Origin of the sequence: Streptomyces sp. NPDC056628, assembly GCF_042792555.1 — a bacterium.
Lineage (GTDB): Bacteria > Actinomycetota > Actinomycetes > Streptomycetales > Streptomycetaceae > Streptomyces.
Genome location: NZ_JBHTWG010000005.1, coordinates 1 through 21,189 on the forward strand (window position 1 = coordinate 1; position 21,189 = coordinate 21,189).

General features: G+C 71.7%; 24 protein-coding genes. 19 read left to right on the top strand and 5 right to left on the bottom strand.

Features of this window, described 5'->3' with window-relative positions; genetic code table 11:
- Positions 1 to 90: 90 nt before the first annotated feature.
- A complete protein-coding gene (locus ACFRAC_RS09190; protein ID WP_382922731.1) occupies positions 91 to 1,320 on the bottom strand; it encodes a hypothetical protein in 1,230 nt (409 codons plus the stop codon).
- Positions 1,321 to 1,362: 42 nt separating this feature from the next.
- Positions 1,363 to 1,878, bottom strand: coding sequence for a SigE family RNA polymerase sigma factor (locus ACFRAC_RS09195; protein ID WP_361345119.1), 516 nt, complete (start codon positions 1,876 to 1,878; stop codon positions 1,363 to 1,365).
- Between the two features lie 125 nt (positions 1,879 to 2,003).
- Between ACFRAC_RS09195 and ACFRAC_RS09200 the strand changes: the two genes are divergently transcribed.
- Positions 2,004 to 2,426 (top strand): hypothetical protein, encoded by a 423-nt coding sequence (locus ACFRAC_RS09200; RefSeq protein ID WP_382922733.1) that lies wholly within the window; start codon positions 2,004 to 2,006, stop codon positions 2,424 to 2,426.
- 7 nt (positions 2,427 to 2,433) lie between these two features.
- Here ACFRAC_RS09200 and ACFRAC_RS09205 read toward each other — a convergent pair whose 3' ends face one another.
- The gene (locus tag ACFRAC_RS09205) at positions 2,434 to 4,137 is read right to left on the bottom strand and encodes a chitinase (RefSeq protein ID WP_382922735.1); all 1,704 of its coding nucleotides are present in this window, start codon (positions 4,135 to 4,137) and stop codon (positions 2,434 to 2,436) included.
- A gap of 279 nt (positions 4,138 to 4,416) precedes the next feature.
- Between ACFRAC_RS09205 and ACFRAC_RS09210 the strand changes: the two genes are divergently transcribed.
- The 13 genes from ACFRAC_RS09210 to ACFRAC_RS09270 all read left to right on the top strand — a co-directional run bounded on the left by ACFRAC_RS09210 (position 4,417) and on the right by ACFRAC_RS09270 (position 14,149).
- Entirely contained in the window at positions 4,417 to 5,226 is an 810-nt protein-coding gene (locus ACFRAC_RS09210; protein WP_382923230.1) for a hypothetical protein, read from the top strand.
- 75 nt (positions 5,227 to 5,301) lie between these two features.
- On the top strand, positions 5,302 to 6,009 hold the full coding sequence (gene cpaB, locus ACFRAC_RS09215) for a Flp pilus assembly protein CpaB (RefSeq protein WP_382922737.1): 708 nt from the start codon (positions 5,302 to 5,304) through the stop codon (positions 6,007 to 6,009).
- 9 nt (positions 6,010 to 6,018) lie between these two features.
- On the top strand, positions 6,019 to 7,299 hold the full coding sequence (locus ACFRAC_RS09220; protein ID WP_382922739.1) for a CpaE family protein: 1,281 nt from the start codon (positions 6,019 to 6,021) through the stop codon (positions 7,297 to 7,299).
- A gap of 47 nt (positions 7,300 to 7,346) precedes the next feature.
- Entirely contained in the window at positions 7,347 to 7,673 is a 327-nt protein-coding gene (locus tag ACFRAC_RS09225) for a pilus assembly protein (RefSeq protein WP_382923232.1), read from the top strand.
- Position 7,674: 1 nt separating this feature from the next.
- A complete protein-coding gene (locus ACFRAC_RS09230; protein WP_382922741.1) occupies positions 7,675 to 8,025 on the top strand; it encodes a TadE/TadG family type IV pilus assembly protein in 351 nt (116 codons plus the stop codon).
- Positions 8,026 to 8,037: 12 nt separating this feature from the next.
- Positions 8,038 to 9,375 carry a CpaF family protein gene (locus tag ACFRAC_RS09235; protein WP_344408277.1) on the top strand — a complete coding sequence of 446 codons (1,338 nt, stop codon included), beginning with the start codon at positions 8,038 to 8,040 and terminating at the stop codon, positions 9,373 to 9,375.
- 10 nt (positions 9,376 to 9,385) lie between these two features.
- Positions 9,386 to 10,333: a type II secretion system F family protein gene (locus tag ACFRAC_RS09240; protein ID WP_382922744.1), complete on the top strand. Its 948-nt coding sequence runs from the start codon at positions 9,386 to 9,388 to the stop codon at positions 10,331 to 10,333.
- Positions 10,334 to 10,345: 12 nt separating this feature from the next.
- The gene (locus ACFRAC_RS09245; protein ID WP_382922746.1) at positions 10,346 to 11,239 is read left to right on the top strand and encodes a DUF5936 domain-containing protein; all 894 of its coding nucleotides are present in this window, start codon (positions 10,346 to 10,348) and stop codon (positions 11,237 to 11,239) included.
- 10 nt (positions 11,240 to 11,249) lie between these two features.
- Positions 11,250 to 11,975, top strand: coding sequence for a LuxR C-terminal-related transcriptional regulator (locus ACFRAC_RS09250; RefSeq protein WP_382922748.1), 726 nt, complete (start codon positions 11,250 to 11,252; stop codon positions 11,973 to 11,975).
- 133 nt (positions 11,976 to 12,108) lie between these two features.
- A complete protein-coding gene (locus ACFRAC_RS09255) occupies positions 12,109 to 12,306 on the top strand; it encodes a hypothetical protein (protein WP_361345101.1) in 198 nt (65 codons plus the stop codon).
- The gene (locus ACFRAC_RS09260) at positions 12,306 to 12,923 is read left to right on the top strand and encodes a pilus assembly protein TadG-related protein (RefSeq protein ID WP_382922750.1); all 618 of its coding nucleotides are present in this window, start codon (positions 12,306 to 12,308) and stop codon (positions 12,921 to 12,923) included. The genes ACFRAC_RS09255 and ACFRAC_RS09260 overlap by 1 nt, the downstream gene beginning before the upstream one ends.
- Positions 12,924 to 12,939: 16 nt before the next feature.
- Positions 12,940 to 13,527 carry a hypothetical protein gene (locus ACFRAC_RS09265; RefSeq protein ID WP_382922752.1) on the top strand — a complete coding sequence of 196 codons (588 nt, stop codon included), beginning with the start codon at positions 12,940 to 12,942 and terminating at the stop codon, positions 13,525 to 13,527.
- A 7-nt stretch (positions 13,528 to 13,534) separates the two neighbouring features.
- Positions 13,535 to 14,149: an OmpA family protein gene (locus tag ACFRAC_RS09270; protein WP_382922754.1), complete on the top strand. Its 615-nt coding sequence runs from the start codon at positions 13,535 to 13,537 to the stop codon at positions 14,147 to 14,149.
- 18 nt (positions 14,150 to 14,167) lie between these two features.
- Here ACFRAC_RS09270 and ACFRAC_RS09275 read toward each other — a convergent pair whose 3' ends face one another.
- Positions 14,168 to 14,533 carry a DUF192 domain-containing protein gene (locus ACFRAC_RS09275; RefSeq protein WP_361345095.1) on the bottom strand — a complete coding sequence of 122 codons (366 nt, stop codon included), beginning with the start codon at positions 14,531 to 14,533 and terminating at the stop codon, positions 14,168 to 14,170.
- A gap of 61 nt (positions 14,534 to 14,594) precedes the next feature.
- Here ACFRAC_RS09275 and ACFRAC_RS09280 point away from each other — a divergent pair, with 61 nt between their 5' ends.
- Entirely contained in the window at positions 14,595 to 15,473 is an 879-nt protein-coding gene (locus tag ACFRAC_RS09280) for an LLM class flavin-dependent oxidoreductase (RefSeq protein ID WP_382922756.1), read from the top strand.
- A 37-nt stretch (positions 15,474 to 15,510) separates the two neighbouring features.
- Here ACFRAC_RS09280 and ACFRAC_RS09285 read toward each other — a convergent pair whose 3' ends face one another.
- On the bottom strand, positions 15,511 to 16,017 hold the full coding sequence (locus tag ACFRAC_RS09285; RefSeq protein ID WP_382922758.1) for a DinB family protein: 507 nt from the start codon (positions 16,015 to 16,017) through the stop codon (positions 15,511 to 15,513).
- A 50-nt stretch (positions 16,018 to 16,067) separates the two neighbouring features.
- Here ACFRAC_RS09285 and ACFRAC_RS09290 point away from each other — a divergent pair, with 50 nt between their 5' ends.
- The 4 genes from ACFRAC_RS09290 to ACFRAC_RS09305 all read left to right on the top strand — a co-directional run bounded on the left by ACFRAC_RS09290 (position 16,068) and on the right by ACFRAC_RS09305 (position 21,055).
- Positions 16,068 to 16,853 (top strand): class I SAM-dependent methyltransferase, encoded by a 786-nt coding sequence (locus ACFRAC_RS09290; protein ID WP_382922760.1) that lies wholly within the window; start codon positions 16,068 to 16,070, stop codon positions 16,851 to 16,853.
- Between the two features lie 648 nt (positions 16,854 to 17,501).
- Positions 17,502 to 18,275: an isoprenyl transferase gene (locus ACFRAC_RS09295; RefSeq protein WP_382922762.1), complete on the top strand. Its 774-nt coding sequence runs from the start codon at positions 17,502 to 17,504 to the stop codon at positions 18,273 to 18,275.
- Between the two features lie 323 nt (positions 18,276 to 18,598).
- The gene (locus ACFRAC_RS09300) at positions 18,599 to 19,924 is read left to right on the top strand and encodes a PhoH family protein (RefSeq protein ID WP_382922764.1); all 1,326 of its coding nucleotides are present in this window, start codon (positions 18,599 to 18,601) and stop codon (positions 19,922 to 19,924) included.
- 438 nt (positions 19,925 to 20,362) lie between these two features.
- Entirely contained in the window at positions 20,363 to 21,055 is a 693-nt protein-coding gene (locus ACFRAC_RS09305) for a transglycosylase SLT domain-containing protein (RefSeq protein WP_382922766.1), read from the top strand.
- Positions 21,056 to 21,189: the final 134 nt, after the last annotated feature.

Sequence of the window (21,189 nt, forward strand, 5' to 3'; positions counted from 1 at the left end):
TACGCGGACGACCCTCCGCCTTGCGATGCACCGCACCAGACGCCGCGGACCCCGCCCTTCGGGCGGACGACGCTACTTTCGAAACACGCCCTAGCGGTACCGGTCCCACCGCGCGCTCAGGGCGATCTTCCGCAGCTGTGCCTGGGTGAGGACCGGTGCCGGGCGGCTGGGGGCGTCGTGCTGACTCGGCGCGTTGAGGGCGCTGACGGCGACCCGGAAGCCGTCGGTGCGCAGGGAGTCCACGGTCCACATCACGGCACCGGGCACGCCCTTGTCACCGCCGTTCTCGCGGAAGTTCACCAGCGTCCCGTCCGGCAGCGTCTGGGACCCCTCCCCGAAGAGGTCCCCGGCCACGTCGCCCATGTTCTGCTGGACGTCGACCTGCACATAGCCGCGGCCCCCGCCGTCGTCCAGGACGAGGAACGAGTAGTCCTCGCCCCGCTCCACGACCTTCGCCCCGCGGGGCAGCAGGGCCGCAAGCGTGTCCAGCACCGAGTCGACGGACGGCTCGGCGGGCGGCTCCGACTCCTCCAGCGGGTCCTCGGGGAGCGAGTCGACGTAGCCGCGCCACACCGGCGCCGTCACCAGCTTCTCCAACCGGGCGGTGGACAGCGGGGGCTCGGGCCGGGTCACCGGCGAGTCCTTCTCGGCCGCGGCGTTGAGCTCCTTGACGAAGACGTGCTGGCCGGCCGGGGTGACCAGGTCGGCCGACCACAGCTTGGTCTTCGCGCGCCCGTCGCCGTACACGTACCCCTGGAACAGCCTCAGCAGCGAGCCGTCGGACAGCGTGGTGGAGACGCACGCGTCGTGCCGCACCAGCGCCCGGTCGGGGCAGTCGACCGTCTGGCGGGCGTGCTGACCGCCGAACCCGATGCGGTCCAGGCCGACGACGACCGCCGCGGCCCCCTTGCCGTCGTCGAACACGAGACGCGCGTACGGCGCCGGTGAGCGGTCCGCGCCGCCCTGGGCCTCCTGCCCGCTCACCTTTCCCTCGGGCAGCATTTCCTTCAGCGACCCGATCAGCTCGTGTCCGGTGACGGGCGCCACCAGCGCCTGCGCGGAGGGCCGTCCGGACGTGCCGGGCCGGGGGGCGGAGCCGTCGTCCCAGGGGGTGGTGAGCAGCGTCCCGCCGACCCCGGCCAGCGCGACCCCGGCGACCCCGCCGAGGACCGCCGTGCGCCGGCGCAGCCGCTGCCGGCGACCTCGGGCGAGTCCCCCGTCGACGAGTGCCGTGCGGTCGGCCGTGAAGTGGTCACCGGCGTCGCGCAGGGCGTGCCCGAGCCGTGTCTCGAAGGGTTCCTGGTCGTGTTCCACGGGCATGGCGGATCCACCGTTCTCAGAAGGAGGGGTCGGGCATCGGGGTCAGGACGTGGCGTACTCGCCGAGTTCCTCGCCGAGCAGCTCGCGCAGCCGGCCCAGCGCCCGGGTGCACCGGGTGCGCACGGCGGCCGAGCTGGCGTTCATGACGTCGGCGGTCTCCTCGACGGAGCGGTCCTCCCAGTAGCGCAGCACGACGACCGCACGGTCCTTGGCGGGCAGCCGGGCCAGCGCCTGGAGCAGGGTCAGCCGCAGCGGCAGGTCGCCGTGGCCGCCGTCGGCGGCGGCCCGGTCGGGGATCGTGTCCGTGGCCCGCTCGGTGCTGCTGCGCCGCCGCTGGTGGGCGAGGAAGACGCGGGTGAGGACGGTCTGCGCGTAGCCGGCCGGGTTGTCCACCCGGGAGATCCGGCCCCAGCGGACGTAGATGCGGCCGAGCGCCTCCTGGACGAGGTCCTCGGCGAGATGGGTGTCCCCGGCCGTCAGCAGACAGGCGGAGCGGTACAGATGCCCGGCCCTGGCCGCCGCGAACTGCGCGTACTCGTCCGCGCGCGGCTGTCTCATACGTCCCCCTGCGGCTGTGCGGTCAGGCCCTCACCTCACTGATGCGGTGGGGCGGGGAGAATGTTTCACCGCAGCACCCGGAAGTCTGCCGGGTTTCCCGTGAGGACGAGGAGCAGGACCCCCCGATGAGCGAGCAGCCACCCGCACCCGGCCCGGGCTTCGGCCCGCCCCCGCCGCAGTACGCGCCGCACCAGGCGCCCGCGCCGCCCTCCTACGCCCCCGCGCAGCCGGGATACGGCCCGGTGCCGCCACAGCCGGCGGCGCCGGCCGGTCCGGAGTTCCTGGCCGTCGACAAGCGCAACGCGGTCGTGGTCGACGCCTCCGGTGTGGTCTTCGAGATGTACGGCCTGACGGTCGAGTTCCGCTGGCCGGAGATCCGCAGCGTCCACTACCAGGCGAGCCCGAACGGCAAGGCGCTGATGGTCGCCGTGATCCACCAGGACGGCCTGTTCTACGAGTGTGTGGTGGACGCCAAGCCCCGGGCCAGGCTGCAGGAGTGGTTCCCGCAGCTGGCCTGGGTGCTCGGCCACTACCGTCCGGCGGGGTGAGACGTCCCTACGGCAGGGCGTGGACGTGCGGTCCCACCGCGTTGGACCAGGCATTGCCCGCGGTCGCGTCCCAGTTGGTCGACCAGGTCATCGCGCCCCGCAGGTCCGGGTAGGTCCGCGACGGCTTGAACGCGCCGCAGCCGGTGCCCTTGGCGAGGCAGTCCAGCGCGTTGTTGATGACCGTCGGCGACACGTACCCGCTGCCCGCGCCCCGGGTGGAGGCCGGCAGGCCGAGGCCCACCTGGGAGGGGGCGAGGCCGCCCTCCAGCTGGATGCAGGCGAGGGCGGTCAGGAAGTCCACCGAGCCCTGGCTGTAGACCTTGCCGTCGCAGCCCAGCATCGAACCGCTGTTGTAGTACTGCATGTTGACGACGGTGAGGATGTCCTTGATGTTCAGCGCCGTCTGGAAGTAGGCGCTGGACGTCGACTGCATGTCGATGGTCTGCGGCGCCATCGTGATGATCAGCGACGAGCCCGCCTTCGCCGACAGGGACCGCAGGGCCTGCGTCATGTAGGTGGCGTTGAGGCCGTTCTCCAGGTCGATGTCGACGCCGTCGAAGCCGTACTCCTGCATCAGCGCGTACACCGAGTTCGCGAAGTTCGCCGCCGAGGCGGAGTCGTTCACGGCCACCGTGCCGCGCTCGCCGCCGACCGAGACGATGACCTTCTTCCCGGCGGCCTGCTTGGCCCGGATGTCGGCCTTGAACTGGTCGACGGTGTAGCCGCCCAGCCCGGCCGAGTCCAGGTTGAAGGCGACCGCGCCCGGCGTCCCCGTCGCGTCGGCGAAGGCGACGGCGATGATGTCGTACTGGGACTGCACGTCGGCCAGCTTCTGCACGGCCGCGCCGTTGTTGAAGTTCTGCCAGTAGCCGGTCACCGCGTGCCTGGGCAGGGCGGGGCCCGTCGGGGTCGCCGTGGTCGTCCCCGTCACGGTCGCCGACTTCGCCGACTCACCGGCCGAGTTGGTGGCGGTGACCTGGAAGGAGTACGACGTGGAGGCCGCGAGGCCGGTGACCGTCGCCGAGGTGCCGCCGACCGCCGTCACCTTGGTGCCGTTGCGGTAGACGTTGTAGCCGGTGGCGCCGGAGACCGTGTTCCAGGCCAGCGAGATGGAGGAGGAGCCGCGGCCCGAGACGCTGAGCCCGCCCGGGACGCCGGGGACCGTCGGAGCGGGGTCGGTGCCCCCGCCGCCGTCCGGCCCGTACACGGAGACGTCGTCGGCGAAGTACGCCGCCTGGCCGTACCAGCCGTGGGTGTACACCGTCACCGAGCTGGTGGAGCCGCCGGTGGTGAACGTCGTCGACAGCTGCTTCCAGGACGCCGAGTCCGGGGTCCAGGTCGACACGTCGGTGGTGCCGGTGCCCGTGACGCCCAGGTAGGTGTAGCCGCCTTGGACCCACGCGCTCAGCGTGTAGGTGGAGTTGGGCTTCACGGTCACGGTCTGCGAGCACCGGGCGTTGTCCTGCCCGGCCGGTGTCGCCTTCAGCGCGGTCGCGCCGCCGTGCACCGGAGAGGAGACCGTCGTGCCGCTGTTCGCGGTACAGGTCCAGTTGCTCAGGCCGGACTCGAAGCCGGCGTTCTTCGCGTTGTTGACGTCCGCCGCGGACGCCTGACCGGCGCCCAGGAAGGTCAGGGAGAGGGCGGAGGCGGCGGCCGCGGCCCAGAGGCGCGCCGGCCGTCCGGGGAGGCGCCGGGATCTGTTTATGAACATGCCAAAACACGTTGGTCCAGACCAATCCAACTGTCAAGAGGTTCCGGTCGTGGAGAGTTTGTGTGCGCGACCTGCCCCGTTTTGACGGGAGTTGGGGGTGGACAGTTATCTCCCGGCTGCGGAAACGCTGTTCTCCGGTCATCGAGCCGCGGATACAGTGCAGGGACAGTCACGCAACGAAGTCGTCCCGGTGCACCGGAGTGACACGGGAGCGCCGGGGCCAGGCGGGGAGACGGGGAGCGACGCGTGCCAACTGCCATTGCCGTGACCAGTGCCGACATGGCACTGCCGGTGCAGGACGAGCGGACCGTGCCCGCCGTGGTGCTCCCGGACCTCGAACGGGAGCCGCTGGAGCGGTCGCTGGCGCACCTGCAGACCCTGACCGACCAGCACGGCCATGTGATCGTGGTCTGCTCCCAGGCCGCCTCCCGGCGCGCCCGGCAGCGGCTGCACACCGTACGGTCCCTGCTGGAGAGCGACCGCATCGCCGTCTTCGAACCCGCGCTGCCCCCGCTCGCGCTCGCCGTCCTCGCCCGCCAGCTGCGGCAGCTCGCCTCCTGCGACCTCAGCCCCGGCATCCTCGCCTCGGCCGGCCGGCTGCTCACCCACTACCTGCACGCGGGCGCGCTCCTCGGCTCCGTCGCCAAGCTCGACCGCGTCCCCGTCGACCTCGGCTCGCACGCCCGGTCCTGGATGCCCGGCAGCCAGTTCGGCGTCCTCGCCCACCCGTCGCCCCGGCTGGTCCGCGCCGCCCCCGGAGTCACCCTGCCCGGACCGGAGTTCGGCACCTCGATGCTGGTCGCCCAGGGCCAGCTCCAGTCCGACTGGGTCGCCGGCACCCTGGCCCCGTCGTGGCGCGCCCAGGGCCTGCGCGAGGTGGTGCTGCCCGCCGAGTCGGCCCCGTGGTGGGGGACGGCCAAACTGATCGAGTTCTGCGCCTTCCTGCCCGACCTGCCGGTGCTCTACCAACTCGTCAGCTCCGTGCGGCAGAGCTCCTGCCACTGGTGCGGCATCGACGTCATCGGCGACCGCTGCGTCTTCTGCTCCGCCACCCCGCCCGCCCACGAGCAGCCCGCCCGCGCAGGCTGACCGGACCAGGACCCGGCCCCCGGCCGGACCCACCGACCGCCCCCGACCGATTCCCCCAATGAGGTTGCACGGTTCATGAACTCCCGTCAGCGCCGCGGCGTGATACTCCTGCTCCTGTCGGTCCTGTGCGCCCTCGGCGCCTTCGCCGGCGTGCTCTCCGTCATCAGCGACGTGAAGTCCGAGGTCGGCCCGGAGGTCACCGCCTACCGGCTCACCCGGGACGTCCCCCCCTACACCCCGCTCGGCGCGGCCCAGTTCGAGAAGATCGAGATGCCCGAGCGGTGGCTGAGCCCGAACGCCGTCACCGACCTGCGCGACATCCGCGGCAAGATCGCCGTCACCACGCTCAAGGAGGGCTCCCTCCTCCAGAGCGACATGATCGTCGACCAGCCCGCCCTGAAGTCGGACGAGCAGGAACTCGCCATCATGATCGACGCGGCGACCGGCGTCGCCGGGAAGATCACCCCCGGCTCCACGGTCAACGTCTACGCCACCTTCAAGGGCGAGCGCGACGGCGCCGCCGACCAGTCCAAGCTCATCGTGGCCAACGCCCGTGTCATCGACGTCGGCGACCTGACCTCGCTGGAGCCCGACCGCGACGCGCGGGACCGCCGCACCGTCGAGGCCGTCCCCATCACCTTCGCGCTCAGGACCGTCGACGCCCAGCGCATCACCTACGCCGAGTCGTTCGCCGACGAGGTGCGGCTCGCGCTGGTGGCGCCCGGTGCCGTCCCCGACGTCGCCCCGTCGGACCGCACCTACGAACTCGCCAAGGACAAGTGAGAGGCCCCCATGCCCACGAGGATCCTCCCGGCCGTCGGCGACGCGGACGCGGTCCGTTCCCTCACCACCCTGCTGAGCCAGCTCCCCGACGCCGAGCCGGTCGCCCCCGTCACCGACTCCACCCAGCTCGTCGACACCCTCGCCCGTCTCGCGGCCGAGTCCGTCGACGAACTGCCCGAGGTCGTCGTCGTCCACGAACGCGTCGGCCCCGTACCGGCCCTGGAGCTGATCCGCGAGGTCGCCCTGCGCTTCCCGGCCGTCGGCGTCATCCTCGTCACCTCCGACGCGAGCCCCGGCCTCTTCCAGGCCGCCATGGACCACGGCGCCCGCGGCCTGGTCGCGCTGCCCCTGCACTACGAGGAACTCGCCAGCCGCGTCAACGCCGTGGCCCAGTGGTCGGTGGGCGTACGACGGCACCTGGGCGCCGGACCCGACGTGTTCGGCGGAGCCGGCGGCACCGTCGTCACGGTCAGCGGCGCCAAGGGCGGCGTCGGCACGACCCTGACCGCCATCCAGCTCGCCCTCGCCGCGCAGGCGTCCGGCCGGAGCACCGCCCTGCTCGACATGGACCTCCAGACCGGCGACATCGCCTCCTACCTGGACATCCAGTTCCGCCGCTCGGTCGCCGACCTCGCCGCCATCACCGACATCTCGCCGCGCGTCCTCGCCGACGCGGTGTTCCGGCACGACACCGGGGTCGCCCTGCTCCTCGCCCCCGGCGACGGGGAGCGCGGCGAGGAGGTCACCGACGCGGCCGCCCGGCACATCGTCGGCGCGCTGCGCTCCCGCTACGAGGTGGTCGTCGTCGACTGCGGCGCCCAGCTCAGCGGCGCGGGCGCGGCCGCCGTGGAGATGGCCGACGCCGCGCTCCTCGTCACCACCCCCGACGTGGTCGCGGTGCGCGGCGCCAAGCGCACCGTCCGGATGTGGGACCGCCTGCAGATCCGCAAGGCGGAGGAGACCACGATCGTCGTCAACCGCCACACCCGGTCCGCTGAGATCCAGCCCGCCCTGATCCAGCGCATCACCGGTACCGCGGTCGCGGCCACCGCCGTCCCGGCCAACTACAAGGAGCTGCAGGGCGCCGTCGACGCCGGCCGGGTGCACGAACTGGACGCCAAGTCGACCGTGAAGCAGGCCCTGTGGGCCCTCGCGGGCGAACTGGGCCTGGTCGCGGGCACCGAGAGCGCCGCTCCGCGGCGCGGCGGACGGGCCCGGGGCGGTGAGCGGGCCCGGGGCGGGGAGCGGCCCGCGGTGACCTTCCGGCGGCGCAAGGAGATAGGGCGGTGAGGCGGCGGCGGGGGGACCGGGGGCAGGTCGCGATCGAGTTCCTCGGGATGACACCGCTGATCCTGCTGACACTGGTGCTGCTGTGGCAGTGCGTCCTGGTGGGATACACGTACACGCTCGCGGGGCACGCCGCCGACGAGGCGGTGCGGGCGGCGACGGCCGCGGACCGGGGGGCCCGGGACGCCGCGTGCCAGGAGGCCGGCTTCGCGGACCTGCCGGGCGCGTGGACCGGCGAGGTGCGGTGCGGCACCGGCGGAGGGATGGTGACGGCCGACGTGAAGCTCGAGGTGCCGGTCCTCTTCCCCGGGTCCATCGGGTTCCCGTTCACGGTCGACGGCCACGCCGGGGCCGTCGAGGAGGAGGGGAGGGACTGAGATGGCGTACGGCGGGAAGCACCGCGACCGCGGGCAGGTCGCCCTGGAGTACCTCGGGTTCCTCCCCCTGCTGATCCTCGTCGCCCTGGCCGGCATCCAGCTCGGCCTCATCGCCTACGCCGCCCAGCAGGCCGGCACCGCGGCACGGGCCGGGGCACGCGCCGCCTCCCTGGACGAGAGCGCGCAGGCGGCCTGCTCCGCCGCGGTCAGCGAATGGGTGCAGGTCAGCTGCCCGCCCCTCGTGGGCGGTGACGAGGTCTCCGTCACCGCGACGGTCGAGATCCCGTCGATCGTCCCCGGCTGGGAGTTCGACCCCGCCGAGAAGACCGCGATCATGCCGCTCGACCACTGAACGAGGAAGCCCATGAGCCTGAGGTCACGCATCACCACCCCCGAGGAGAAGGGCGGCCGGGGCGAGGACGCCCACCTCGTCGCCACCTACCGCGCCAAGCTCCTCCAGGAGATCGACCTCGCGGAGATGAGCTCCCTGGCCGCGGCCGAGCGCCGGGCCCGCCTGGAGCGGGTGCTCGGCCACATCATCAGCCGCGAGGGCCCGGTGCTGTCCACGTCCGAGCGCGCCCAGCTGATCCGCCGGGTCGTCGACGAGGCGCTCGGCCTCGGCATCCTCGAACCGCTCCTGGAGGACGCGTCGATCACCGAGATCATGGTGAACGGCCCCGACGCGATCTTCGTCGAACGCGCGGGCCGCGTCGAGCAGCTGCCGCTGCGCTTCGCCTCCCACGACCAGCTCATGCAGACCATCGAGCGGATCGTCTCCACCGTGAACCGCCGGGTCGACGAGTCCAATCCGATGGTGGACGCCCGGCTGCCGTCCGGCGAGCGCGTCAACGTCATCATCCCGCCGCTGTCCCTCAGCGGGGCCACCCTCACCATCCGCCGCTTCCCGCGCTCCTTCACCCTGCACGAGATGACCGGCCTCGGCTCCCTCGACGAACCCATGGTGTTCCTGCTGGCCGGCCTCGTGCAGGCCAAGTTCAACGTCATCGTCTCCGGCGCCACCGGCACCGGCAAGACGACCCTGCTGAACGCCCTGTCCGGCCTCATCCCCTCCTCCGAGCGCATCATCACCATCGAGGACTCCGCCGAACTCCAGCTCCAGCAGGCGCATGTGATCCGCCTGGAGTCCCGCCCGCCGAACGTCGAGGGCAAGGGACAGGTCACCATCCGCGACCTGGTCCGCAACTCCCTGCGGATGCGCCCCGACCGGATCGTCGTCGGCGAGGTGCGCGGCGGCGAGTCCCTCGACATGCTCCAGGCCATGTCGACCGGCCACGACGGCTCGCTGGCCACCGTGCACGCCAACAGCGCCGAGGACGCCCTGATGCGGCTGAAGACCCTCGCGTCCATGTCCGAGGTCGCCGTCCCCTTCGAGGCGCTGCACGACCAGATCAACAGCGCCGTCGACGTGATCATCCAGCTGACCCGGTTCCCGGACGGCGCCCGCCGCATCACCGAGATCGCGGTCCTGGACAGCCACGGGGCGGAGCCGTACCGGCTGGTGACGGTGGCCCGGTTCAACGCCCAGCCCATGACACCGGACGGCCGCGTCCACGGTGCCTTCGCCTGCTACCCGCTCCCGCGCCGCACCGCCGACCGCCTCTACATGGCGAACCAGCCGATCCCGCAGGCGTTCGGCGTCGCCGCGTCCCCGCTCGAGCTCGCCACCCGAGAGGCCAGGTAGGACCCCGCCCATGGACCTGCAGACCCGCATCACGCTCACCACCGGCATCGCGCTGCTGACCTGCGTCCTGGCCGTCCTGGGCGTCCAGGCGTACGCCGCCGGCCGGGCCCGCCGCCAGGCCCTGGTCGAGCGCCTGTCCGCGACCGGCCAGCTCACCGGCGCGGGAGGACGCCGCCGCCGCTTTTCCGGCCTGGACCGCCGGCTGCGCCGCACCCGCCCGGGCAGGCGCCTGGAGCTGCGGCTGGCCGCCACCGGCCTGGAGATCACCCCCGGCGAGTTCTTCGTGACCCTGCTGGCCGTGGTGGCCGGCCTCTGGCTCGTCGGGCAGGCGGCCCTCGCCCCCTTCTTCGGGCCGATCGCCGGGCTGCTCGGCGTGTGGGCCGCCGTGCAGTTCCTGAACTGGCAGCGGCAGAAACGCATCGAGCGCTTCATCAACCAGCTTCCCGAGCTCGCCCGCATCCTGGCCAACGCCGCCCACGCCGGTCTCGCCCTGCGCACCGCCATCGGCCTCGCCGCGGAGGAGCTGGAGGCCCCCGCCGGGGAGGAGCTCGCCAAGGTCTCGCACCAGCTGGCGCTCGGCGCCTCCATGGACGACGCGCTCGGCGAACTCGCCGACCGCCTCCCCTCCCGCGAACTCGTCGTCCTGGTCACCACGCTGGTCCTGTCCAACCGGGCGGGCGGCCAGGTGGTCAGCGCCCTGCGGAACCTCACCGAGACGCTGGAGGAGCGCAAGGAGACCCGGCGCGAGGTCCGCACCCAGCTCTCCCAGGTCAGCATGACGTCGTACGCGGTCCCCGTGCTGGGCGTCGGATCGCTGTTCCTGATGAACGGCGTGAAGGACGGCGCCCTGGACCGCATGACCGGCAGCCCGCTCGGACAGGCTGCCGTCCTCGTCGCGTTCGGGCTGTACGCGCTGGGCTTCCTGCTGATCCGCCGCCTCTCGCGGATCGACGTCTGAGGGGGCCGCGCCATGGGAATCGGACTTCTCCTCGCCACCGTCATGGCCCTCGCCGTCGCCGGTGCCTTCGCCGGCGTCCGCATGTACCGCGCGGAGACGAAACTGCCCGCCGACCTGGCGCTCGCGCTGGAGGTCGGCTCCACCCGCACCGGCGCCGTGGACTCCCTGATCGACCGCATGGGCATGCGCTACGCCCCGGCCGTACTGCGCCTCATGGGGCCCAAGCTGGTCGCCCGGTACCGGCGCAGGATCGACCTCGCGGGCAACCCCGGCGGTCTGACCATCGACCGCTACGCGGCCCGGCGCGCCGTGTACGGCTTCCTGGGCGCGGTCGGCTTCCTCGTCTTCCTGCTGCGCGGACAGGTGCTGGTCGCGCTGCTCCTGCTCGCGTTCGGCGCCTTCTGGACGGAGGTCGGCATCTGGTCGGCCATCCGGATCAGGAAGGACGAGATCGAACGGACCCTGCCGGACTTCCTGGACGTCCTCGCCGTCGTGGTCAGCGCCGGCCTCGGCTTCCGCCAGGCCCTCGACCGCGTCTCGGGCCGGTACCAGGGCCCCTGGGCCGACGAACTGCGCATCACCCTGCGCCAGATGGACCTCGGCATGAGCCGCCGCCAGGCGTTCGCGGAACTGCGCCGCAGGAACGACTCCGAGCAGGTGGCGATGTTCGTGACGGCGCTCCAGCAGGGCGAGGAGCTGGGCGCGCCGATCGTCGACACCCTGGTCGCCCTCGCCAAGGACATGCGCCGCACCGACGCGCAGAACGCCCGCCGCAAGGCGGCCCGCGCGGTGCCCAGGGCCACGCTGATGATCACCACCTTCATGGTGCCGGCGACGTTGCTCCTGCTGGGCGCGGGCCTGCTGCTCGGGTCGGGCACGGACTTCGGGACGCTGACGGGGGAGTAGGGGGGAGCACATGAGCGGCATTCCGGCGCACCAGGCGCTGCGGATCGTGGTGGCGGACGACGACCCCGTGGTGCGGGCGGGCCTGACCGCCCTGCTGTCCGGCCACGCCGACGTGCGGATCGTGGCGGAGGCGGCCGACGGCCACGAGGCCCAGCAGGCGGCCCGCCGGCACCGCCCCGACGTGATCCTGCTGGGCGTGCGGACGCCGGGTACGGACGGCCTCACGGCCCTCCCCCAACTGGCCCGGCTCGCACCGGTGCTGATGCTGGCCTACCGCCAGGAACCGGAGGCCGTACGGGAGCCGCTGCGCCGGGGCGCCTGCGGCTACCTGGTCCACGGCGAGTTCACGGCGGACGAACTGGTCGCGGCGGTACGGGAGGTGAAGCGGGGCAGGACCCCGCTGACGCCCTCCGTCGCGACTCTGCTCGCGCAAGCAAACGCCGAACGGGCCGCTCGTGCCGGTACTTTGCCGGAACCGCTTTCGCAGGTGCAACCATCTGTGGCACAGTCGTCGTACCGGTCACGGTTCCGATTGAGCAGGAGGGAGGCGGAGATCATGGACCTCATCGCGTCGGGCCTGAGCAACCAGCAGATCGCCGCCACCTGTTTCATCACCGAAAAGACGGTCAAGAACCACATCAACCGCATCTTCGCCAAACTTCACAGCACGAGCCGGGCGGAGGCCTCAGCCAAATGGCGTGGTACGGCGCCGGGTTCACCGTCAGGACGGAGCTGAGGGGCGATGACGCGACGACTGTTTTCGGCCATGGCGCGGAATCGGGCCCAGGGACCCTCTGGCGTTCCGGCCGTTCCCGCCTACGTTTCTCCCCAGAGCGCTCAACGATCGCCGGACACCGGAGGGGACCCCCATGAGCAATTGGATCAACGCGACCGTCGCGTACCTGCGCTCCCGCACCGCACGGGACGACAGGGGACAGACGGCGGTGGAGTACCTGGGCATCATCGCGGTGGTGGTGGCGATCGTGCTGGCGATCACGGGGACGGACATCGGCAACACCATTTACACGGCGATCACCGACAAAATCGCCGAGGTCGTCGGAGGCTGATGCGGCGGTCCCCCCGGCTCGGCGACGCTGGGCAGGCTTTCCCCATCTATCTCACGGTGGTGGCCGGCCTGCTCTTTCTTGCGTTCGCCTACCTGGCGGTCGGTCAGGCGGCAGCGAACCGGAACGGTGCGCAGACCGCGGCCGACGCGGCGGCCCTCGCTGCGGCTCTGGACACCCGGGACAAGCTCACGGACGACTGGCTGGAGAACGTCCTCGACCCCGAGCAGTGGCAGGACATCTTCGACGGTGAGGGTTTCCCCCTCGACGGGTGCGGACGAGCGCGGGAGCTGGCGGCGCAGAACAACGCCACCGCGTTCTGCACCTCGGAACCCGGACTGCCTCCGGGCTATCAGGTCGAGGTCGCGACCACCGAGCCCGTCGGCGACTCCATCGTGCCCGGGACAGAGGACATCCACTCCACGGCGACCGCTACTTCCGTGATCGAGCCGCGGTGCGAGTTCGACCTCCCGGCAGAGGACGCCGGGGACGAGGCCCTGCCGGAGCTCAGGTGCGACGACACCGACTGGCAACTCGACCCGGAGAACCTGGACGACCTCCCCGGCCCCGAGGACCTCTTCGACGTCCATCTGACCGACGGGCAAGGCAATGACGAGTGACGAAGGAAGCGGAGTGATGGGCATTCGGTTCTCGGCGAAGGGCCGCAGGGCGCTGGTCGCGCTGGCGCTCACGACCGGCCTGGCCCTTGGCGCGTCGGGCTGTGGAGGCGGAGGAGGAGACAGCGGCGACAAGAAGCCGCGGAAGTCCGCTTCGGCGTCGAAGGACGGAGTTCCCGGCCCCAGCACGCAGGAAGGTCAGTCCGACACCCCCTTGGCCGAGCTGAAGGGGTCGAACGGGCTCATCCTCCAGATCACCTCCGCGCAACGTGATTCCGGTGGCTTCGTCACCGTCAACGGCACGCTCAAGAACGATGGCGCGCAGCGTGTCACCGTTCCCCCGGCCGTGCGCGGAGACGAGACGGAGATACTGCGACACGGCATGTCGCTCGGTGGGGCGACCCTGGTGGACAGCAAGGACAAGAAGCGGTACTACGTGCTGCGCGACACCGACGGCCGGCCCCTCACCACCACGGGCTTCACCTCACTCAAGGCAGGGGAGTCCCTGGCGGTCTTCATCCAGTTCCCCGCGCCGCCGGCGGGCTCCTCGGAAGTGACGCTGCAGCTGCCGACGTTCGCCGGCGCCCCGATCACGATCTCCGGATGAGCCGCCCATGACCCGCCACCCCCTCACCCTGACCGCGGTCGGCGTCATGATCGCCGCCCAACTCCTGACCGCCACCACGGCCGACGCCGATGACGACCCCGTGGTGCCGCCCGGCACCGAGGCGTCCGCCGCCGCGCCCGTCGAGGTCGACGCCAACGACCCGGATCTCAAGCTGCCCGAGGGCGCCACCCTCGCCGCCGCCAAGGTGCTGGACATCAAGCAGGTCGTCGAGGACCAGGCCGGTGAGGAGCGCCGCGAGGACACCAACGCCGACGTGAAGTTCGCGCTCCAGGCGGAGGTGCTGTTCCCCAAGGACAGCGCGAAGCTCACCGGCGAGGCCAAGGCCCGTATCGCGTCGATCGCCGAGGAGATCGGCAAGCAGAACGCCACCCGCATCCGTGTCTTCGGTTTCACCGACAACCTGGGCTCCTCGGCCCACGGCGACGTCCTCTCCCGCAAGCGGGCCAACGCCGTGCAGGGGGTCCTGGAGTCGGAGTTGGACGACTCCACGATCACCTACGAGGTCCGCGGCTACGGCGAGCAGTACCCCATCTCCTCCAACGCCACCGAGGCCGGCCGCAAGAAGAACCGCAGGGTCGAGGTCTCCTTCCCGCGCTCGTGAGGCCGGCGACGGGAGACCTCAGCCCGCCTCGACGGCGACTCGGACCCCCGTCCGCAAACCCCACCCCGCCATCGCCCCGGCCTCCGCCTCCAGCACGTGCCGGGACCGCGGGCGGGGCAGGCCCAGCCGGCCCGGGGGCATGGTGCGGACGGCGATGACGCGCAGGCGCCGGTCGAGGTAGGCGACGTCGATCGGCATGCGCATGCGCACGGTGTGCACGCTGCCGGCCGGCGTGAGCAGCATCGCCCCGTCGACGGAGTCCCGCCCCAGCAGCCCCTTCGTACGGGCCCGGTAGGACGCGGCGATCTCCAGCGGCACCGTCACCTCGCCGTGCTCCCCGTGGACCGTCAGCGTGCCCCGTCCGTCCTGCCACCGCCGAGCCATCGCGGTCCCTCCCGCCTCTCGCGGATACTGCGTTGTCCTGCCCCCGGGTAGGAAAGATGCCATGACCGGACTCGGCGCGGTGTTCCGCCCCCAACTCGCCCCCGAACGACTGCGATCCGTCGCCCGGATCGCCGATGAGACGGGCCTCGAGGAACTCTGGCTCTGGGAGGACTGCTTCCGCGAGGGAGGTGTCTCCACCGCCGCGGCCGCCCTCGCGTGGACCGAGCGGGTGAAGGTCGGCATCGGCCTGCTGCCCGTGCCGCTGCGCAACGTCGCGCTCACCGCGATGGAGGCCGCCTCCCTGGACCGGATGTTCCCGGGGCGGCCCATCCTCGCCCTCGGACACGGTGTGCAGGACTGGATGGGGCAGGTCGGCGCCCGGGCCGAGTCGCCGGTGACCCTGCTGCGGGAGTACCTCGACGCGCTGCGCGCCCTGTTGCGCGGGGAACGCGTCACCACCGCGGGACGGTACGTCCGGCTCGACGGCGTGGCCCTGGACTGGCCGCCGAACGGGCCGGTGCCGGTCGTCGCCGGGGTGACCGGGCCGCGCTCGCTCCGGCTGTCCGGCGAGGCCGCCGACGGGACGCTGCTGACCGCCTGGACCCCGCCCGAGGGTGTGCGCCGGGCCCGCGGGCTCATCGACGAGGGGCGGCGCTCGGCGGGACGCTCCGAGGCCGAGCCGCACCGGATCGTCGTCTACCTGCTCGCCGCCACCGGCCCGGACGGCCCCGAGCGTGTCCGGGCCGAACTGGCCGCGGAGGGGGTCGCGTCCGTGCCCGGCCTCGGGGTCGCGGGAGACGCGGCCGCCGTCGCCGCGGCCGTGCGGCGGTTCGCGGAGGCCGGGGCGGACACCGTGGTCCTGCAGCCGACGGGCGACGAACCGGACCCGGAGGGGTTCGTGCGGTTCGTGGCCGAGGAGGTCCGGCCGCTGGTCCCGTGACCCGGCGGCCGTCCCCGCTCTCTCCCGGCCCCGCCCGTCACGCGGGCCGGCGGCTGCCCGTCGCCCCGTCGATCAGCTCGCGCACGATGTCCATGTGACCCGCGTGCCGTGCCGTCTCCTCGATCATGTGGACGAGCACCCAGCGCAGGGACACCTCGGTGTCCCGCCAGTCCGGTCTGCCCAGCGCGTCCAGCGGCCGGCCCGCGATCACGCGGTCGGCGGCGGCTCGCGCCCGGCCGTAGAAGTCGATGATCTGCTGGGTCGTCTCGCCCTGGTCGGCCCGCATGTCCTCGTCGTTGTAGGGGTCGAACCACAGCGGTTCGGCCTCACCGCCGAAGCTCTCGACGAACCAGCCGTACTCGACGGAGCCGAGGTGCTTGACCAGCCCCAGCAGGGACGTCCCCGTCGGTGTCATCGGGCGGCGCAGCGCCTCGTCGTCCAGGCCCTCCAGCTTCCACAGGACCGCGTCCCGGTGCCGGTCCAGGCTCTCGCGGAGCACCGCCTTCTCGTCCGCTGTGTACGTCGGGTGCGTCGGGTTCGTCATGCGGCGGAAATTATCAGCGGCCACTGACACCGTCCTGCGACCATGACCGCATGGAGCAGCGCAGCAGGTCGTTCGAGGAACTCGTCGCGGAGGGCGCCGCGGTGCCCACCGAGGGCTGGGACTTCTCCTGGTTCGAGGGGCGGGCCACCGAGGAGCGGCCCAGCTGGGGGTACGCCGTGTCGCTGGCCGGCCGTCTGGCCGCCGTCACCGCCGCGCTGGATCTGCAGACCGGGGGAGGGGAGGTCCTCGCCTTCGCCCTCGGACGGGCGCCCGAGACCCCGGTGCTCACCGTCGCCACGGAGGGCTGGCCGCCCAACGTCGCCCAGGCCACCGCGCTGCTCGCCCCGCGCGGGGTCGCGGTCGTCGCCGTACCGGAGGACGCGCCGCTGCCGTTCGCCGACGCGGCGTTCGACCTGGTGTCGAGCCGGCACCCGGTCCGGGCGCCGTGGGCGGAGATCTCCCGGGTGCTGCGGCCCGGCGGCACCTACTTCGCCCAGCACGTCGGCCCGCGCAGCGTCTTCGAACTGGTCGAGTACTTCCTGGGACCCCTGCCCGACGAGGTGCGCGACGCCCGGCACCCGGACCGGGAACGCGCCGAGGCGGAGGCCGCGGGTCTGGAGGTCGCCGAACTGCGCGCCGAGACCCTGCGGGTGGAGTTCCACGACATCGCCGCCGTCGTCCACTTCCTGCGCAAGGTGGTGTGGATGGTGCCGGGCTTCACCGTCGAGGCGTACCGCCCCCGGCTGCGCGCCCTGCACGAGCGGATCGAGGCCGAGGGCCCCTTCGTGGCGCACAGCACCCGCCATCTGGTCGTGGCCCGCAGGCCGGGGTCCTGAGCCGCCGTCTTGCCGTCAAACGGTGCAAATCGCACATTGAGGGGTCGAGGGCCGCTTCCGCCCTCCACATCCAAGGAACCCTCACCTTTCCCACATTGTTATGAGGGCCGGCTCGCTTTCCGTTCAGCCCTCGCGTAAGTTCAGACCAAGGCAATTCGCGTAAGCAAAGCTGCGCGGTGGCACCGCGCGGTGGAGGGGGCTGCGCGGTGCCCTGCCCTGCTGTGACCCGCCGATGGCCCGATCCCGGCGCGTCAAGCGGACGTTCGCGGCCGGGTTCACCCTTGGGAGGGATGACCCCCGGACGGCCGAGCGGTGCGCACAATCGGCCAAACCCACCACTACCGGCCATGGGGTCCGCGTTTCCCCTGGTCACCGGCCTGCTTCTCGCTGGAGCGCCATCCTGAGGGATCGTTTTCCCTCTCATCCGGCCGTCGCCGGACGACTCCGGAGCGTAGTTGTCTCGCGCCGATGCACCCAGCATCACTTACGAAGGGTTATGGTGGAAACCCCCCCTCGGGCCGGTCCGTCTCCCCCCCACGGACCGGCCCGTTTTCTGTTCCGGGACCGCACCCCCAGGACGCGCCCGCCCCGAACCCCGGTACGCTCCATGCGCGGGGACCGCATCCGTACGGAGGGGCTGACAATCACGTGAACCTGCGCGACAGGCTGCGCGGCCTGCTGGTCAGGCTGTACGCACGCCGGGTGGAAGGCCACCTGGACCACGCTCAGGTGCCCAAGCACATCGGCGTGATCATGGACGGCAACCGGCGCTGGGCCAAGGCGGCGGGCTCCTCCACCGTGCACGGGCACCGGGTCGGCGCGGAGAAGATCGAGGAGTTCCTCGGCTGGTGCACCGAGACGGACGTCGAGGTCGTCACCCTCTGGCTGCTGTCGACGGACAACTTCGACCGCCCCCGGGAAGAGCTCGTCCCCCTGCTCGGCATCATCGAGGACGTCGTCCGCACCCTCGCCGCCGACGGACGCTGGCGCGTGCATCACGTCGGCACGCCGGACCTGCTGCCCGGCCCGATGCAGACCACGCTGAAGGAGGCCGAGGAGGCCACCGCCCACGTCGACGGGATACTGGTCAACGTGGCCATCGGATACGGCGGTCGCCAGGAGATCGCCGACGCCGTGCGCTCGATGATCGCCGAGGCGCACGACAAGGGCACCTCCATGGAGGAGCTCGCCGAGTCCGTCAGCGTCGACCTCATCGGCCGCCACCTCTACACCGGCGACCAGCCCGACCCCGACCTCGTGATCCGCACCAGCGGTGAACAGAGGCTGTCCGGTTTCATGCTGTGGCAGACGGCCCATTCGGAGTACTACTTCTGTGAGGTCTTCTGGCCGGCCTTCCGCAAGGTCGACTTTCTGCGTGCCCTGCGTGACTACGCCGCACGGCACCGCCGTTACGGCGGCTGACACCGCACTCCCGTGCGAGCGGGCGGGAGCGGACGTCATGAGGAGTTCACCGGCGCGCCGTCATACCCGTGGGCATGGCGGCGGGTGTTCGAGGGCATAGTCCAAGCAGGTCGACGCCCGAACCACGGGTGTCGGATCTCAGTGGACGGCGCCGGAGCCGTCCGCCCGGGAGGCCCTTTGCACCAGCTCGACCGTGCGGTGGCGGCACGGAAGAAGCAGTGGAGGGCCGGTCCCCGGCCCGTGCGGTGCGTGCACCGAGGCCGACGACCGGTCCAGCTCCACTCCGTCGCTCCCCGACCTCATCCGAGGGGGTACGTCCTTCCGTGGTGACCAGCACAAAGCGCCGCAAGCCCGACCGGCGCACCTATGTTCTCGACACCAGCGTCCTGCTGGCCGACCCGAACGCCCTGAGCCGCTTCGACGAGCACGAGGTCGTGCTTCCCATCGTCGTGGTGACGGAACTGGAGGCCAAGCGGCACCATCCCGAACTCGGCTACTTCGCCCGGCAGGCCCTGCGCCTGCTCGACGACCTCCGGGTCCGGTACGGCCGTCTCGACGCCCCCCTCCCCACGGGGGACCTCGGCGGGACCGTCCGTGTCGAGCTCAACCACTCGGACCCCAGTGTGCTGCCCAGCGGCTACCGCCTGGGGGACAACGACTCCCGTATCCTCGCGGTCGCCCGCAATCTGCAGGCCGAGGGGTTCGACGTCACCGTCGTGTCCAAGGACCTGCCGCTGAGGATCAAGGCCTCGTCCGTCGGACTCCTCGCCGAGGAGTACCGCGCCGAACTGGCCATCACGGACTCCTCGGGCTGGACCGGTATGTCCGAACTGACCCTCCCGGGTGAGCAGGTGGACATCCTCTTCGAGGAGGGGCGCGTCCATGTGCCCGAAGCAGCCGCCCTCCCCGTGCACACGGGCCTGACCATCCACTCCGAGCGCGGCAAGGCGCTCGGCAGGGTCACCCCCGACGGCAACGTCCGTCTGGTGCGCGGCGATCGCGAGGCGTTCGGGATCAAGGGGCGCAGCGCCGAGCAGCGGATCGCGCTGGACCTGCTCCTCGACCCGGACGTCGGCATCGTCTCCATGGGCGGCCGGGCCGGCACCGGGAAGTCGGCGCTGGCGCTGTGCGCGGGGCTGGAGGCTGTGCTGGAGCGCCGGCAGCACCAGAAGGTGATGGTCTTCCGGCCGCTGTACGCGGTGGGCGGGCAGGAGCTCGGCTATCTGCCCGGCACCGAGGCCGAGAAGATGAGCCCCTGGGCACAGGCGGTCTTCGACACGCTGTCCGCGGTCACCAGCCGCGAGGTCATCGAGGAGGTCACCGCACGAGGGATGCTGGAGGTGCTTCCCCTCACCCATATCCGCGGACGCTCGCTGCACGACGCGTTCGTCATCGTGGACGAGGCGCAGTCCCTGGAGCGGAACGTTCTGCTGACCGTCCTGTCCCGGATCGGCGCCGACTCGCGGGTCGTTCTCACCCATGACGTGGCGCAGCGGGACAACCTGCGTGTCGGCCGGTACGACGGGGTGGTCGCCGTCGTGGAGAAGCTGAAGGGACACCCTCTGTTCGCCCACGTCACGCTGAACCGGTCCGAGAGGTCCCAGATCGCCGCCCTTGTGACCGAAATGCTCGAGGACGGACAGATCTGACGGGTCTGCGCGGACCTGTGGAGGGCTGCCCAACTTCATAGCGGTTACGCGTCAGTTGGCGCCGTCCGGAAAGGCGAAGAGCCTAGCCGGGCGGCGCCTTGGCGTGTGCCGCTTTCCGGAAAAGCCCAGGGGCAAACGGCGTGTGAGCTTTCACACGCAAGACAGAATTGCCTTGCGGCGTCCGGGTGCGGCAGAGTCTCACTCCTGTCAGGCCCCGCATACGACACAGCCGTGCCCCCAGCGGTACGGCGCCACAGCAGCACCACACCAACTGCATAGCGACGTCGTATGCCGCCCGAGCCAACACGCGCTGCTCCCCGCAAGGGAGTTGCCCGGCGGGTCCGCGCCTCCCGTGACCCCGCAGTTGGGAGGCCAGCGTCAGGGGCACGATTGCGTCCGCCAGGGTCACCGAAGCGGGCGATGCTGGAAGGAAACCGTGTGAGTCCGATTTCGGTCAGGGGATTCGCAGTGGCCTCGGCCACCGCGGTCACCGCTGTCGGAAGCGTCGTCGGCGTTGCCTCGGGCAGCACCGCGCAGACCAACGACGCCGAGGCGACGGCAGCCGAGACGACGCTCCTCGCGGACATACCCGCGGGCCAGCAGGCCCAGGTGCAGACGGAGTCCCTGTCGGCGCAGGCGGATGTCCAGGCCATCGCCGCGGACGCGAGCGCCAAGAAGGACGCCGAGGAGGCGGCCCGCAAGGCTGCCGCCCAGAGCGCGATCGAGAAGAAGGTAGCCGCCGAGAAGGCAGAGAAGGCGGCTAAGGAAGCCAAGGAGCGCGAGGCCGCCGAGGCCAAGGCGTCCCGGTCGTCCGCCGACTTCCCGGTCCAGGGCTCCTACACGGTCGCGCAGATCCAGGCGATGGCGCGTCAGATGGTGCCGGCCGACCAGTTCCAGTGCTTCAGCAACATCGTGGACCACGAGTCCAGCTGGAACTACCAGGCCGTGAACCCGTCCTCGGGTGCCTACGGTCTCTTCCAGGCGCTGCCCGGTTCGAAGATGTCGTCCGTCGGCGCGGACTGGCAGACGAACCCGGCCACCCAGATCAAGTGGGGCCTGAACTACATGAACTCGCGCTACGACAGCCCCTGTGGCGCGTGGAGCTTCTGGCAGGCCAACCACTGGTACTAGGCGCTGCCCCGCTCAACCCCGCAACGCCCCTCACCGTCTTCAGGTGAGGGGCTTTCGCGTTGCCGCGCGCCGCCCCTGTAGCGTCGAACCGACGGCTCCGGGGAGGAGTGGTGCACACGGACGGGGGAAGAGGA